12 protein-coding genes are annotated in these 13,529 nt (G+C 33.8%); 8 read left to right on the plus strand and 4 right to left on the minus strand.

What is annotated here, in order from left to right; genetic code table 11:
• The first annotated feature begins 24 nt into the window (after nucleotides 1-24).
• The 6 genes from C8N28_RS00955 to rffA all read left to right on the plus strand — a co-directional run bounded on the left by C8N28_RS00955 (nucleotide 25) and on the right by rffA (nucleotide 6,089).
• Entirely contained in the window at nucleotides 25-1,779 is a 1,755-nt protein-coding gene (locus C8N28_RS00955) for an SGNH/GDSL hydrolase family protein (protein ID WP_132220645.1), read from the plus strand.
• Nucleotides 1,780-1,845: 66 nt separating this feature from the next.
• The gene (locus C8N28_RS00960; protein WP_132220647.1) at nucleotides 1,846-2,691 is read left to right on the plus strand and encodes an NAD-dependent epimerase/dehydratase family protein; all 846 of its coding nucleotides are present in this window, start codon (nucleotides 1,846-1,848) and stop codon (nucleotides 2,689-2,691) included.
• Nucleotides 2,676-3,653: an ATP-grasp domain-containing protein gene (locus tag C8N28_RS00965; RefSeq protein WP_132220649.1), complete on the plus strand. Its 978-nt coding sequence runs from the start codon at nucleotides 2,676-2,678 to the stop codon at nucleotides 3,651-3,653. The genes C8N28_RS00960 and C8N28_RS00965 overlap by 16 nt, the downstream gene beginning before the upstream one ends.
• Before the next feature lie 6 nt (nucleotides 3,654-3,659).
• Nucleotides 3,660-4,310, plus strand: a complete 651-nt coding sequence (locus tag C8N28_RS00970; RefSeq protein ID WP_132220651.1) for an HAD family hydrolase — start codon at nucleotides 3,660-3,662, stop codon at nucleotides 4,308-4,310.
• A gap of 6 nt (nucleotides 4,311-4,316) precedes the next feature.
• Nucleotides 4,317-4,949, plus strand: coding sequence for an acetyltransferase (locus C8N28_RS00975; protein WP_132220653.1), 633 nt, complete (start codon nucleotides 4,317-4,319; stop codon nucleotides 4,947-4,949).
• 6 nt (nucleotides 4,950-4,955) lie between these two features.
• Nucleotides 4,956-6,089 carry a dTDP-4-amino-4,6-dideoxygalactose transaminase gene (gene rffA, locus C8N28_RS00980; protein WP_132220655.1) on the plus strand — a complete coding sequence of 378 codons (1,134 nt, stop codon included), beginning with the start codon at nucleotides 4,956-4,958 and terminating at the stop codon, nucleotides 6,087-6,089.
• A 1-nt stretch (nucleotide 6,090) separates the two neighbouring features.
• Here rffA and C8N28_RS00985 read toward each other — a convergent pair whose 3' ends face one another.
• The 3 genes from C8N28_RS00985 to C8N28_RS00995 are packed head-to-tail and all read right to left on the minus strand — an operon-like array spanning nucleotide 6,091 to nucleotide 9,006.
• Complete coding sequence (locus C8N28_RS00985) at nucleotides 6,091-7,674, minus strand: hypothetical protein (RefSeq protein ID WP_132220657.1); 1,584 nt, start codon at nucleotides 7,672-7,674, stop codon at nucleotides 6,091-6,093.
• Between the two features lie 37 nt (nucleotides 7,675-7,711).
• Nucleotides 7,712-8,638 (minus strand): glycosyltransferase family 2 protein, encoded by a 927-nt coding sequence (locus C8N28_RS00990; protein ID WP_132220659.1) that lies wholly within the window; start codon nucleotides 8,636-8,638, stop codon nucleotides 7,712-7,714.
• Between the two features lie 5 nt (nucleotides 8,639-8,643).
• Nucleotides 8,644-9,006, minus strand: coding sequence for an EamA family transporter (locus C8N28_RS00995; RefSeq protein WP_132220661.1), 363 nt, complete (start codon nucleotides 9,004-9,006; stop codon nucleotides 8,644-8,646).
• Between the two features lie 146 nt (nucleotides 9,007-9,152).
• On the opposite strand from C8N28_RS00995, the gene C8N28_RS01000 reads away from it, so the two are divergent.
• The gene (locus tag C8N28_RS01000) at nucleotides 9,153-10,142 is read left to right on the plus strand and encodes an SDR family oxidoreductase (RefSeq protein WP_132220663.1); all 990 of its coding nucleotides are present in this window, start codon (nucleotides 9,153-9,155) and stop codon (nucleotides 10,140-10,142) included.
• Between the two features lie 19 nt (nucleotides 10,143-10,161).
• Nucleotides 10,162-11,454: a nucleotide sugar dehydrogenase gene (locus tag C8N28_RS01005; RefSeq protein WP_132220665.1), complete on the plus strand. Its 1,293-nt coding sequence runs from the start codon at nucleotides 10,162-10,164 to the stop codon at nucleotides 11,452-11,454.
• Nucleotides 11,455-11,605: 151 nt separating this feature from the next.
• On the opposite strand, the gene C8N28_RS01010 is transcribed toward C8N28_RS01005, so the two are convergent.
• The gene (locus tag C8N28_RS01010; RefSeq protein WP_132220667.1) at nucleotides 11,606-13,444 is read right to left on the minus strand and encodes an acyltransferase family protein; all 1,839 of its coding nucleotides are present in this window, start codon (nucleotides 13,442-13,444) and stop codon (nucleotides 11,606-11,608) included.
• Between the last annotated feature and the right edge of the window lie 85 nt (nucleotides 13,445-13,529).

The following is a 13,529-nucleotide window of genomic DNA, read 5'->3' on the forward strand; positions in this document are numbered from 1 at the left end:
TCAGATTATTAATAGTGTATAGTTATGTCAGATTTAATTTTTTATTCAAAAAATAGTTATTTTTCAGAGGATCACTATACTATAGGTACAAGTACATTTACAGGTGGGGCAGCCTCAGCATCTCGAACTATATTCTTCGATTATATTATTCCAACAAAAATTAGTATTAATAAAATTAATGTTGCTGTAAATGGAAATGGTCTATTGTATATTAAAAAATTTACTAAATCTGCAGATGGTTCAACATATATTTTTAAACAGCAGATACAAATTAAAGTTGTAGCAGGAATTAATAATATAGAAATACTGGAACCTCTATCGTATTCAAATGATGATATTATTGCTGTATTTACTGTTGCAAATATAAAGTTCTTAACTGGTGCTACATGGAGTCCATATAAGTATGAGTCTACTGGATTAAATGTCTCCAGTGATATATTAACATCAAATTTAATATCAAGTTCTGCCAACCTATTAATATCATTTGAGGTTTCCACACTATTAGTTGCAAATAGAGGTAATGTATTTGATAGGGAAGAATCTAGAAATACTCTTTTTTTAGATGATGACTATACTTCATTGTTATATTATGATTCTGATGAATATAGAGATGCATTAGGACGGAGAAAATATGCTGAACCTGTTGGGTTGAATTTTAAATGGGAGTTTAAAGGAAGCTTGGGGTTGGATGATGTATCTAAATCTACAGGTTTTACTTCTGGATTAATATCAGAAATGTATGATTCTGGAAATAGTTATACTGTTGATATGGGGTTGTCCTATTTAGCTTATTTGCAATTTGACAACCCTAAATCATTGAATTCTTTTAATTTCTCGATGGAGATTTTTGAGTTTGAATTAACTAGATTTAGCAGCAATTCCGCAATATCATCTATTTTCTGTGGTCAAACACTTTATAGCAGAAAATTAGCTCATACTTCCACCTTTTATCCTGGAAATGGTGGTGAAATAAGAATTCTTGAAGGCAGGATGGAAACTCAAAGTTTCACAATCGGGGCACGTGCATATTTCCCACTTAGTCCTGTAATAGGTCAAGAATTTCGAATAGTGCAGAAATTTAATGGAAGAACGATCTTTTTTGAACTGTATCAGAAAGCTGGCCAAGATTATAAATTACTGTCTAATATAACTTTTAGCTATGGTGATGGTGAGAATAGACCTTCAAATAGGAAGCTAGGAATTATGTTATATGATGTAGGTGTTAAAATAACGAAGTACGAGAACTATAGTTTTGAGCCTTTGGTAACAAGATTATTGTTTATTGGAGATAGCATACAATCCGGTTTTTCTTGTTCTGATTTTTCAAAATCATATACCAGATTAGCATCAAGATGGAATGGTATAGCTGGAAGTGTGAGATCAGGTCACGGTTGTACAACAGATGACTTTATGCCTATGATACCAGAAATATTAGAAAGAAAACCTGAAGTTGTTATATTAGGTCTAGGTCTTAATGATATTAGATATGGAGTTATTGATTATCAGCTAAAGTATAAAAGTATAGTCGATCAATTATATAATATCGGCACAAAAGTTATATTATGCAATTTGATTCCAAATAATGTTGATGATGTATTGCCATTTAATACATGGCAACAAGTAACATTTGGAGCGGATTATATCATAGTAAATTATTATGATTTAATGAAGGACCCCAGTAATCCTACGAAATTAAATCCTTTATATAGTACAGATGGTACACATCCAAATGACTATGGTAATTTATTAATGTTTAATAGATTAAAGCAATATTTATAATGAAGCATAAAAATAAAGAATTCTCTTCCGATATTAAGAACATAGAAGAATTATAAATACTCAACAATGGAAAAAGCATTAATCATTGGTATCAATAGTTTTTTAGGCGAAGCGATTTATAAGCAGCTGAAAGGCGTTTATCATGTTACTGGTATATACAATAGAAGTAAAGAGAATATTCCTGAGGATATCAAAGCAATACAGGTTGATGAAATTGATAGTTTAGAAGGAACCGAATTTAAACACATCTATCTGGTTAGTTCTTTTATCCCTACTGGGGATAAAAGCATCGAAGATGAAAATCTCATTCATGCGAACCTGCTCTTACCTGCAAAAGTAAGCAAGCTATTTCCACAATCCCGAATAGTTTTCTGTTCCAGTGTATCTGTTTATGAAAACTCAGCGAATACAAAGGATATTTCAGCAAAACAAGCACCGACACCCTATTCAAAATATGCACTTAGCAAATTATGGGGTGAGCGTAGCATTGAAAGTCATTCTTCCTATGCAATCATACGAATCTCATCCATGTACGGTATTGGCATGAAAAAGATAACCTTTCTCCCTAAAATCATAGAAAATGCTTTATCTTTCGGTGAAATTAAGCTTTTGGGTAAAGGAGAGCGATTGCAAAATTATATCCATGTAGATGATGTCGCGAAAATTGCTATCAAAGCAGCTCATCAAGATGATAATTTTACCATCCATGCTGTGAGCGAACATTCGTATTCAAATAAAGAAATTGCAGAAAGAATTGCAGAGATTACTCCATGTAAACTTATATTAACAGGAGAAGATAATTCCAAATCATTTAGCTATGATAGTTCTTTCACCAAAGAAAAATTGGGTATCATCAATTATAAAAAAATAGAAGAAGGAATAAAAGAGATTATTGAATGGATCAAAAAGTAGTATTAGTAACCGGTATCGGAGGGAACGTAGGTCAGGGGATTATTCGAAATATAAGAACATTACAATTGCCAATAAAGGTTGTAGGCTGCAATGTAACCGAATTCTCTGCCGGCAATCATCTATGCGATAAATTTCATCTGGTGCCATTTTCATACGAAGAAGAGTTTATTCCAGAAATAATCAAGATAGTTGAAAAGGAGAAAATCGATCTGATCATCCCTTCAACAGACTATGAAGTATATTATTTAGCAAAACACGCTAATCGTATTCCATGTATCATAGCTACCTCTGCTTTTGAAACAACTGAAATCTATTTAGATAAATACAAATCATTCCTACATCATCAAAAACACGACATCCCCTTTGCTAAAGCATACCTGCCTTCTAATTACAACAATGAATTTGCTGAATTTATAGCAAAACCAAGAGAGGGCAGAGGATCGAGGGGTTTAGCTATTAATCCACCATCCTATAAAGATTTCTCAGATGAATATATGATCCAGGAACTTTTCAAAGGAATTGAAATAACCACTGCTTTTTACGTAAACAAGCAAAATAAGCTACATGGCTTTATTAACCTTGAACGTAAATTAGACAATGGAGCAACCAATGAATGCCGGGTCAATAGAGCCTATGATGAACAGCTAGAAGTTATCTTAGAGAAGATCATTCGAAATTCTAATATAAAGGGCAGTGCAAACCTGCAGTCCATCGTTACGCCAGAGGGAGAAATTATGCCTTTTGAAGTTAACTGCCGCATATCAGGCACCAATTCAATCCGCTCTAATTTTGGTTTTGAGGATGTGAAGTATACGTTGGAAGAATATTTATATAATTCACCACTTTCTGAACCTAAAATTATAGATGGTGTCGCTATCCGGATCATGATGGATGTTATTTATCCCAATCAGGAGTCAAATTCAAGTTTATCAGATAATTCCAGTAAACATTTTATCTATTAATCAATTATGGACAAATTAAAATACGAAGTTGTTCTCTTTGATGCAGCCAATACCTTAATACACAAGCCTGCTTTATGGGATAACATGATCCGTGTATTGAAAGATCATGGTCAGGATATAAATCAAGCTGAGTTAAGAAAAAAGCATAAACTGATCTCGGAAATAATTCATTTCCCCGATCGTACCAATTCTGACTTCTATAGAAAATTCAATAAGGAGCTTCTTTTATCTTTAGGGATTATTCCGGACGACACACTTTTAGATGATATCTTTAATGCCTGCACCTACCTTCCTTGGCAAGCTTTTGAAGATACCGAATACTTGAAAGAGATCAATCTTCCAAAAGCAATTCTCTCTAACTTCAATTCTTCTTTAAAAGACCATTTGGATACTTTATTCGGTGAGAATGTATTCAGCGAAATCATCGGATCGGAAAAGGAAAAAGTAGGTAAACCCAGTGTTGAGTTCTATCAACGTGCCCTTGAAATATTAGCTATTGAGCCAGCAAAAATATTATATGTCGGTGATTCGCTGAAGCTGGATGTTATACCTGCGAAATCACTTGGAATTGATGCCTGGCTGATAGACAGAGATGATAATTTTACTTACTTTGATAAACGAATAACATCCTTAAATGAACTAAAAGATATTATTTAAAAGGGAATGAAAAGACTAGCCATTATTGGATCCGGAGATCTAGGTCAGCAAATAGCATATCATGCTCAAACTGATAATCATTATGAGGTTATCGGCTTTTTTGATGACTTTAGAAATAAAGGAGAGCGAATTAACGATTTGCCAATCTTAGGAAAAACCAATGCTATTATTGATGCTTTTCAACAAAAAATTTTTGATGAATTGTTAATTGGAATAGGCTATAAACATCTCGTCTTTAAAAGAGAAATCTATCAAAAATTTAAGAATAAAATCCCATTCGGAAAATTAATTCATTCAAGTTCTATTCTTGATTCTTCTAGTATAATCAAGGAAGGTGTAGTTATTTACCCCGGTTGTATAATCGACCAGCAGGTTATAATAGAAGAAAACACATTAATAAATGTAGGTTGCTGTATAGCGCATGATACAAAGATAGGTGCACATTCTTTTCTTTCTCCGCGAGTAGCCATTGCTGGTTTTGTAAAGGTTGGAGAGTCCTGCATTTTAGGAATCAATTCTACTATTATTGATAATATCCAGTTGGTTAATAATACTCAAATAGGAGGGGGAGCCGTTGTAATAAAAAACATAGAACAAGAAGGTTTATATGTTGGCAATCCTGTAAGATTTATAAGATAAAACAATATGATACCATTTAACAAACCATATTTAACCGGAAAGGAAGCACATTACCTGTACGATGCAGTTTATACAGGCAAACTATCGGGCAATGGAAAATATACGCAGAAGTGCCAGAACTTTTTGAAAGAACAATATGGATTCGGCAAGTGCCTATTAACCACGTCTTGTACAGATGCTTTAGAAATGGCGGCTATATTAATTGATATACAGCCTGGTGATGAAGTCATCATGCCATCCTATACCTTCGTTTCGACCGCTAATGCTTTTGTTTTAAGAGGTGCTAAGGTCGTATTTGCTGATAGCAGAAAAGATCATCCGGGAATTGATGAAGACCTATTAGAAGCGTTAATAAATAGTAAAACCAAAGCCATTGTTCCAGTACATTATGCAGGTGTAGCTTGTGATATGGATAAGATCATGGATATCGCAAACAAGCATAATCTGTTTGTCATAGAAGATGCAGCACAGGCTATCGATAGTTTTTATACTGGGAAAGACGGTATTAAAAGAGCATTGGGTTCTATTGGCCACCTTGCAGCCTTTTCCTTTCATGAAACCAAGAACATCATTGCAGGTGAAGGAGGGATGTTAGCTATCAATGATCCTCAATTTGAAAAGCGTGCTGAAATTATATGGGAAAAGGGAACTAACCGTTCCGCATTCTTCAGAGGTGAAGTAGATAAATATGGCTGGGTAGATATGGGATCTTCATTTTTGCCTTCTGAACTAATATCAAGCTTTCTATGGGCTCAAATTGAAAACATACAAGATATTCAAAAAGTAAGGGTCGAGCACTGGAATCAATATTACGATGGGTTAAATGAATGGGTAACCAAACAAGAGATACAAGTACCGAAGATCCCTGATTCTGCAACCAATAATGCTCATATGTTTTACATAGTCTGTAAAGACGGAGAGCAGCGTGCTGAAATATTAAACAAACTAAAAAGCAATGACATCTATGCTGTTTTTCATTATTTAAGCCTTCATACCAGCCCGTTTTATGCTGAAAAACATGATGGAAGGCATTTACCTGTGACTGATCATTATTCAGAATGTTTGATCAGACTACCCATGTATTATGAATTGGAAGATACACAGATAGAGAAAATCATACAAATCTTAACCTCTTCTTAGATTATAAAGGTTTTATTGTAAACTCGAAATATTTGATCAATTCATTTTCTTTTCCGCTCAGAAAGCTGCTATAATAGCTAAAGACCGGAAAGCGAGGACGCATTTCTGTCGAGTAGTTTATCTCTAATACCGAACTAGGTTCTACTATTTCATAATTAGAAAGGTTATACTGATAGAAATAAGGCTCTAAATGTTCGAACTTATTATTATTAAGGTTTTTTATATAATCCTCTTCCCAAACCAGCATAGTGTTTTCTTTAGTAGAATGTAGCTTTAAAATTCCGCTGTATTCATAGAAACTTTTGACGTTTCCTTTTTGGGTGAAACTTCCTGTATTGTCTATTATAAAGATGGTTTGAGGGAATTCCTTTTCAGGATTATGAGAAACAAAATAATCATCCAGTACTTTATACTTTAAATAGCCTTTAAAATAGCTGTATTGAATAAATACATTGAAGCTTACAAATAAACCCAAAGATAAAGCTAAAATAACCTTCTTAACAGTAGCTGACTTAATAAGAAACAGTAAATTACAGAATAATAAAGCTAAACCAAATCCAATTAATAATTGATGTCGGGTATCAAAGCCACTAAAGAAGGGATATTTATTTACGATAATGTAAGGAATAATACCTAAGAAGATGATAATAACTCCTATCAGTAAAAATTTGATAGATACCCGTATGTTGAAATCTATATATTTTAGCCTGTATAATATTACTACAACCAAAATTAAAAACAATACAATAAACTCAATGCTTGTAAACATCTCTTGAAGTAGAGGAACCAGTGTGGTGAAAAAACCTGTTGAGAATTTGATTAAACGGGTTGGCATAGCCACTAAAGAATTTAATCCTATTTCATTGTAATTTAGCGCTGCATATTGCTGTGAAGGAGCTAAGAAAACACCTTTAAATATCCAAAATATAAAAGGTAGAAGTAAGAAGTCCCAATACCTAAGCGTATTCTTAATTAACATCGAAAACACCTCTGCAAAGTTCTTTAATCCGCTATTAAGAATATATTTTATTTCATTTGAATATAAGATCCAGATAAATGGAATTAAGTAAAATACAACGAAGGAGTTAATCATAAAAGAAAAGAAAAACAACAACAAGCTTAAGGACCTATCCAATGGTTGCTGTTCTAATTTGAACCTTACAAGAAAGTATATTGCCAAAATGAAAACAGTTAAACACAATGTAAATGGAAGGCATATCATCGCTATTTTAGCATCCCCTAATGGCAGTACACTATAAATTAAAACAGCAAAGTATGCAAAGTTCAGTCCTTTACTTTCGACAGTAAACCATTTATCAATAATCTTAAATAAAGTATAAATACTTATTAGTTGTAAAACAAAAGTTAACAGATGATAGAAAATCGGTGCATTTGGAAGTTTTTGAAGTAAAACATGCATATAACCAAAGATCACCGCTCCATTCCCATGAAATTGAGTCATAATGCCTTTATCAGACATGTTATAGAGCGTCCAATCATCCCAAAATACACCGGGATTTATAAGCATCAAACAATTTGAAATAACAAAAAGCAGGTATGCTGTTGTTTTTATCTTGCCTTGCATGTTAATGTATTTAGGAAAATTGGTTTAAATCTTAAGGTTAATTATAAATCTTCTTTATAATATAATTTGGACGGTTTTGTACTTGTTTGAAAATTTTGAATAGGTAAATCCCCATTAACCCTAAGAAGGTAGAAATAATTCCTAAAATTAATATATTAATAGAAACGAGTGAGGTCCAACCTAGTTGAATAGCATCGCCCCAGATGATTTTTTTGGCTATTAAATAAATAATTGAAAGTACGCTTCCAAAAGTAATCAGCAATCCTGAATAAAATAGATACTCCAGTGGTTTTCCCGAAAAAGAAGTCACTGCCTGGATCATTAATTCCAATCTCTTTCTTGTGCTATAAGTACTTTCCCCTTCGCGTAATCCCTTAGTAACTGGCAAGCCAATTTGGTTATAGCCTGTCCAGTACATCATACCACCCATAAATAGGTTTGCATCACCCAAAGAATTAAGACTCTTTACATATTGTCTTTTCATCAATCTTTCTGAAAGAATATTCTCCGGAATCTTAACTTCTGATATCTTATTGATTGACCAATAAAAAAGTCTGCCACCTAAACTTTCTATAAACTTACCCTTCCTTTTTTCTTGATAGCCATATACCACATCGACATCTTCCTGACTCTGCATCGCATCAAAACACCGGATTATAAAATTAGGATGAGTTTCCAAGTCATTATCAATTAAGAATACAAAGTCGCCCTTTGCGTATTGTAGACCTGCTTGCATCGCATAATGATGACCGAAGTTTCGGGACAAGTCAATAACTACGATCTGTTGGATTTCTTTCTTTTTATCCAATAAGAAACGCAACGAATCATCGGGTGAGCCATCATTTACAAAAATCAATTCATAATCATCGATGTTCAGCTTCCGAATGGCTTCAATCATTTCTAGTAAAAAAGTATCTAAAAACCTTCTTGATTTATATAGCGTTGTTACTACAGATAAAGTCATGCTTTTTAAAACTTAACGGTGATTAACGTTCCTAAAATAATAAAAAATAACCCGATTAATTTTCCCCAGGTAAAAGTTTCCCCTAGAAAATAGATTCCAATAATAAATACCAAAGCAGGAGAGAGGCTCATAAAAGGATATGCCTTGGTAATTTCAAATTTAGTCATGGCTGCCATCCAAAAAAGGGAAGCCAGAAATGCACTAATAAAGCCTGAGATAATATAAAAGTCTAATAAGGCATGCCCCATAAACTTGAGTTTACCGCTAAACCCTTCAGGCAAACTCCCCAATTGATTAAGTCGCCATTTAAGGATTATCTGTCCATAAATAGTAAATAAGATTGTACAGAAAATGTATATATACCCCATATGGTCACAAATATATATGAATTAATGAATAATATTTTGATGTTTCAGTTAATTAAGTAATTGAAATTATATATTTGCATCACATAAAATCGTTATTTGAATTCATATTACTTTATTAATACTATTTAATTATAACAAAATTAATAATGAGCAATAGTTCATCAGAACCAAAAACCATATTAATTACCGGAGGAGCCGGGTTTATCGGTTCCAATCTATGCGAATACTTCTTAAATAAAGGCTATGTGATCCGCGTGTTGGATAACTTTTCTACCGGTCATCGTCATAATATAGCCTCCTTTTTAGATCAGGAAAACTTTTCTTTAATTGAGGGAGATATCAGGAATCTGGAAGATTGCAAACAAGCCTGTGAAAATGCAGATTATATTCTGCATCAGGCGGCACTTGGTTCCGTACCCCGATCTATTAACGACCCCATCACTACCAACGAAGTAAACGTTAATGGATTTTTAAATATGCTGGTCGCAGCAAGAGATGCACAAGTAAAAAGGTTTGTTTATGCTGCAAGTTCTTCAACTTATGGCGATTCTGAATCTCTACCTAAAGTTGAAGATAAAATCGGAAAGCCTCTATCTCCTTATGCAGTTACTAAATACGTTAATGAACTGTATGCCGATGTTTTTTCAAAAACATATGGTTTAGAGTGCATTGGATTACGCTATTTCAACGTATTCGGCAGAAAACAAGACCCCAATGGTGCCTATGCTGCTGTGATACCTAAATTCGTTAAACAGTTCATGAGCTATGAAAGTCCGGTTATTAACGGTACTGGCGATTATTCACGCGATTTTACCTACATTGATAACGTAATCCAGATGAATGAGCTTGCTATCATGACTAATAATTCTGATGCTCTCAATACGGTTTATAATACAGCTGTAGGAGATCGTACCACCCTCAACGAATTAGTTCAATACCTAAAAGAATACCTAACAGAGTTTGACCCTAAGATTGCCAGTGTTACTATTGAACACGGGGAAAATAGGGCAGGAGACATTCCACACTCTTTAGCAAGTATAGATAAGGCTAAAACATTACTGGGCTATAAACCATCACACACCATACAGGAAGGTTTAAAAGAAGCTCTTACTTGGTACTGGGGAAATTTAAAATAATACATAGAATAATATAGAAATGAATAATCTTATAGAAACTAGGATTGCTGTTATTGGTTTAGGTTATGTAGGTTTGCCCTTGGCACGTTTATTTGCGACTAAATACCCGGTAATCGGTTTTGATATTAATCAACCTCGTATCAATGCATTAAATGCAGGTATCGACTCAACATTGGAAGTATCTGAAGAGGTATTGAAAACAGTCTTAGTTGATAAGCCTTCTAATTCAAACGGACTCTATTGTTCTTCTACTTTATCCGATATTGCAAACTGCAATATCTATGTTGTAACCGTACCAACGCCTGTCGATAAAAACAATCGTCCAGATCTTACCCCGCTTTATAAATCAAGCGAAACTGTTGCTAAAGTATTAAAAAAGGGAGATATCGTAATTTACGAATCAACCGTTTATCCTGGTGTTACTGAAGATGAGTGCGTTCCTGTTCTTGAAAGAGTATCGGGTTTAAAATTCAATATTGATTTTTTTGCAGGCTATTCTCCAGAACGTATCAACCCGGGAGATAAAGAACGTACGGTAGAGAAAATATTAAAAGTAACTTCTGGCTCTACTCCTGCAATTGGGGAGCGGGTTAATGAGCTATATAAATCTGTAATTCCTGCCGGCACTCATTTGGCACCTAGTATTAAAGTTGCTGAAGCTGCAAAAGTTATTGAGAATTCGCAGCGCGATATCAATATTGCCTTCGTAAATGAATTGGCAAAAATCTTTAATCGTTTAGATATTGATACCCATGCGGTATTAGAAGCAGCAGGTACCAAATGGAATTTCTTGCCTTTTAAACCAGGCTTGGTAGGCGGACATTGCATTGGTGTAGATCCATACTATTTAGCACAAAAGGCTCAAGAGCACGGTTATCATCCTGAAATTATCTTAGCCGGCCGTCGTTTAAACGATGGAATGGGAGAGTACGTTGCTCAGGAAGTAATCAAATTAATGGTTAAGAAGGATATTCAGGTTAAAAACTCTAACATCCTTGTATTAGGGATCACTTTCAAAGAAAACTGTCCCGATGTCCGCAACACCAAAGTTGTAGATGTATTAAATGCTCTAAAGGATTACGATGTAAATATCACGATCTACGATCCTTGGGCAAATCCTGCTGAAGTTAAGCATGAATACGGATGGGATAGCATCAAAGAGCTGGGCGATGCAAAAGATTGCGATGCCATTATTCTAGCTGTCGCTCACGATGAGTTCAAGTCTCTTGATCTCACTCAACTGTGCAAGAAAAATAAAGTTATCTACGATGTGAAAGGAATCTTAGGCGAATTGGCTGACGGGAGATTGTAATCTTTCTCTCAATTTCAAGCTAGCTTGCTTTATATAAATCCGTAGTTCTTCCGTATTGCGTCCGTTGTGTCTACGTTAAAACACGCAAAACAACATAGAGATTACGGAAGGATAACCTGAAAAAGATTTAAGAATCTAATAGAAGAGCTTTTTATTGGTATTTATTGATTAATTTATCTAAGAGTGTCATAAAATCAGCGTCGAGGTCTTTTGCCATTTCAACTGCCCCATACACATTTAGATGACTTTGGTCATAATACATAAGTGTATCTTTATAAAATGGAGGCGAGTTAAAAACCTTGCTTTTTGAGAGATCATAGTAATATACATTATCATATTTATTAACAATCTCTTCAATAAGTTCCTTGTTTCGTGATCTGTCACTAACCTGAAATTTAAAATCAGTTGATTTTACAATAGATTTATTTACTCGGACAGGATTCCGACCAATAATAGGAAAAGTATTTAAGATTATTAAGCTTTGGTTTGATCGTAAGTTTTTTGCAAAATTATTTAAGGCTATTTTCATTGATGGCAGTCTGTCAAACCCTATACTATTAATAATTATTATATCATTTTTAGCTACCTCTATTAATGTAGTGTCAATAAAAGTTTGAGCAATCTCATAATTAATAGCACTATATGCAGGAACCTCTTCTCTGATGACCCCTCCAATAGATGGATAACCTGATGTTGTAATTGTTCTAAATGAAAAATTATTTTGTTTGCCAATATAATCCAAAAAAGGCTTGATAGCTAAAGCATGACTATCTCCAAAAAGAAATATCCTATCATACGTAGGTGATGCATTTCCAAATGTTTCAATATTCTTTTTCCCATTTGATTCTGTCCCAAAAGTTGGCATAATATATTCGTCTGGCATTGCACTTTTCTTAGCAAGTACAGGAATAGTAAACGCAAGCACCAGGAGGAATACAACTACAGGAGAAAAGGATAAAATAAATTTCTTATTCCCTGTAGTTCTAAAGACGTTTTCAATAAATGTATAAGAAAGCCATGCTAGAACATAAGTCGAAACTGAGATGAATAGTATTTCATATACCGTAAAATCATAAGCCACATTCATTCCTTCTTGATATCTCATGAATGCCATAATAGGCCAGTGCCATAAATATAATGAATATGAAAGTTCTCCGATATGAACCATCACCTTTTTCGAAAGTAAGTCCGAGAATATATTTTTCTCGGAGATTAACAGTAATCCAGTACCGATAGTTGGGATTAATGCTAATACGCCAGGAAATGTGGATTGTCCAGTCATAAAGATTGCACTACCAAATATAGCCAAAAGACCTATCGTGCTGATTATAAGACTATTATTCTTATTAATTGGCTTTCGTTTTAAAAAAATCAAACTCAATAGTGATCCGACAAAAAATTCAGGCATTCTTGCTAAAAGAGAAAAATACATACTTGATGTAGCATGATTAACCATCATTTGATAGGTGCTATATCCCGTAAACAAGATGATTAATCCACCCATAACATAGGGCAGGTATTTATTTTTTATGAATATTATAAGTAATGGTAGTATAAAATAGAATTGCATTTCTATTGATAATGACCAGGTGTGCAATAATGGGTTATCACTTAATCCTACCCCAAAATAAGATTCGCCTCTTGCAAATACAATATTGGATATGAATAAGGCGGAGCCTAAAATCGAACCTCTTAGGGTTTTTATATCATAATAAAGATATACGAAGTATACAGCAATTAATACAAAGATGACTAGGATAAAATGTGCAGGAACAATCCGCTTAATTCTTTTCTCATAGAATGTTAAGAAGCTGAAAGTACCTTTTGCCTTTTGATGCATCAAGATGGATGTAATGAGATAGCCTGATATTACAAAAAATATGTCTACCCCAATGAAGCCACCAGGAAGCCAAGAATGATTTAAATGAAAAATAAAGACAAAAAGAAAGGCTAAAGCTCTTAGCCCTTGGATATCATTTCTGAATTGCATTGTTTAGGTTTATTTTAGCTCGAAAGTAATTAAATTGTAGGAGCTATCATAAATTATAAACAACATAAACGCTCTTTTTCATAAA

The organism is Albibacterium bauzanense, assembly GCF_004339765.1.
Taxonomy (GTDB): Bacteria; Bacteroidota; Bacteroidia; order Sphingobacteriales; family Sphingobacteriaceae; genus Albibacterium; species Albibacterium bauzanense.

Excerpts from the sequence above, each read along its gene's own strand:
- C8N28_RS01010 (WP_132220667.1), bottom strand. The coding sequence starts at position 13,444 with ATGCAATTCAGAAATGATATCCAAGGGCTAAGAGCTTTAGCCTTTCTT.
- C8N28_RS01000 (WP_132220663.1), top strand. The coding sequence starts at position 9,153 with ATGAGCAATAGTTCATCAGAACCAAAAACCATATTAATTACCGGAGGA.
- C8N28_RS00995 (WP_132220661.1), bottom strand. The coding sequence starts at position 9,006 with ATGGGGTATATATACATTTTCTGTACAATCTTATTTACTATTTATGGA.
- C8N28_RS01005 (WP_132220665.1), top strand. The coding sequence starts at position 10,162 with ATGAATAATCTTATAGAAACTAGGATTGCTGTTATTGGTTTAGGTTAT.
- C8N28_RS00960 (WP_132220647.1), top strand. The coding sequence starts at position 1,846 with ATGGAAAAAGCATTAATCATTGGTATCAATAGTTTTTTAGGCGAAGCG.
- C8N28_RS00965 (WP_132220649.1), top strand. The coding sequence starts at position 2,676 with ATGGATCAAAAAGTAGTATTAGTAACCGGTATCGGAGGGAACGTAGGT.
- C8N28_RS00990 (WP_132220659.1), bottom strand. The coding sequence starts at position 8,638 with ATGACTTTATCTGTAGTAACAACGCTATATAAATCAAGAAGGTTTTTA.
- rffA (WP_132220655.1), top strand. The coding sequence starts at position 4,956 with ATGATACCATTTAACAAACCATATTTAACCGGAAAGGAAGCACATTAC.
- C8N28_RS00955 (WP_132220645.1), top strand. The coding sequence starts at position 25 with ATGTCAGATTTAATTTTTTATTCAAAAAATAGTTATTTTTCAGAGGAT.
- C8N28_RS00970 (WP_132220651.1), top strand. The coding sequence starts at position 3,660 with ATGGACAAATTAAAATACGAAGTTGTTCTCTTTGATGCAGCCAATACC.
- C8N28_RS00985 (WP_132220657.1), bottom strand. The coding sequence starts at position 7,674 with ATGCAAGGCAAGATAAAAACAACAGCATACCTGCTTTTTGTTATTTCA.
- C8N28_RS00975 (WP_132220653.1), top strand. The coding sequence starts at position 4,317 with ATGAAAAGACTAGCCATTATTGGATCCGGAGATCTAGGTCAGCAAATA.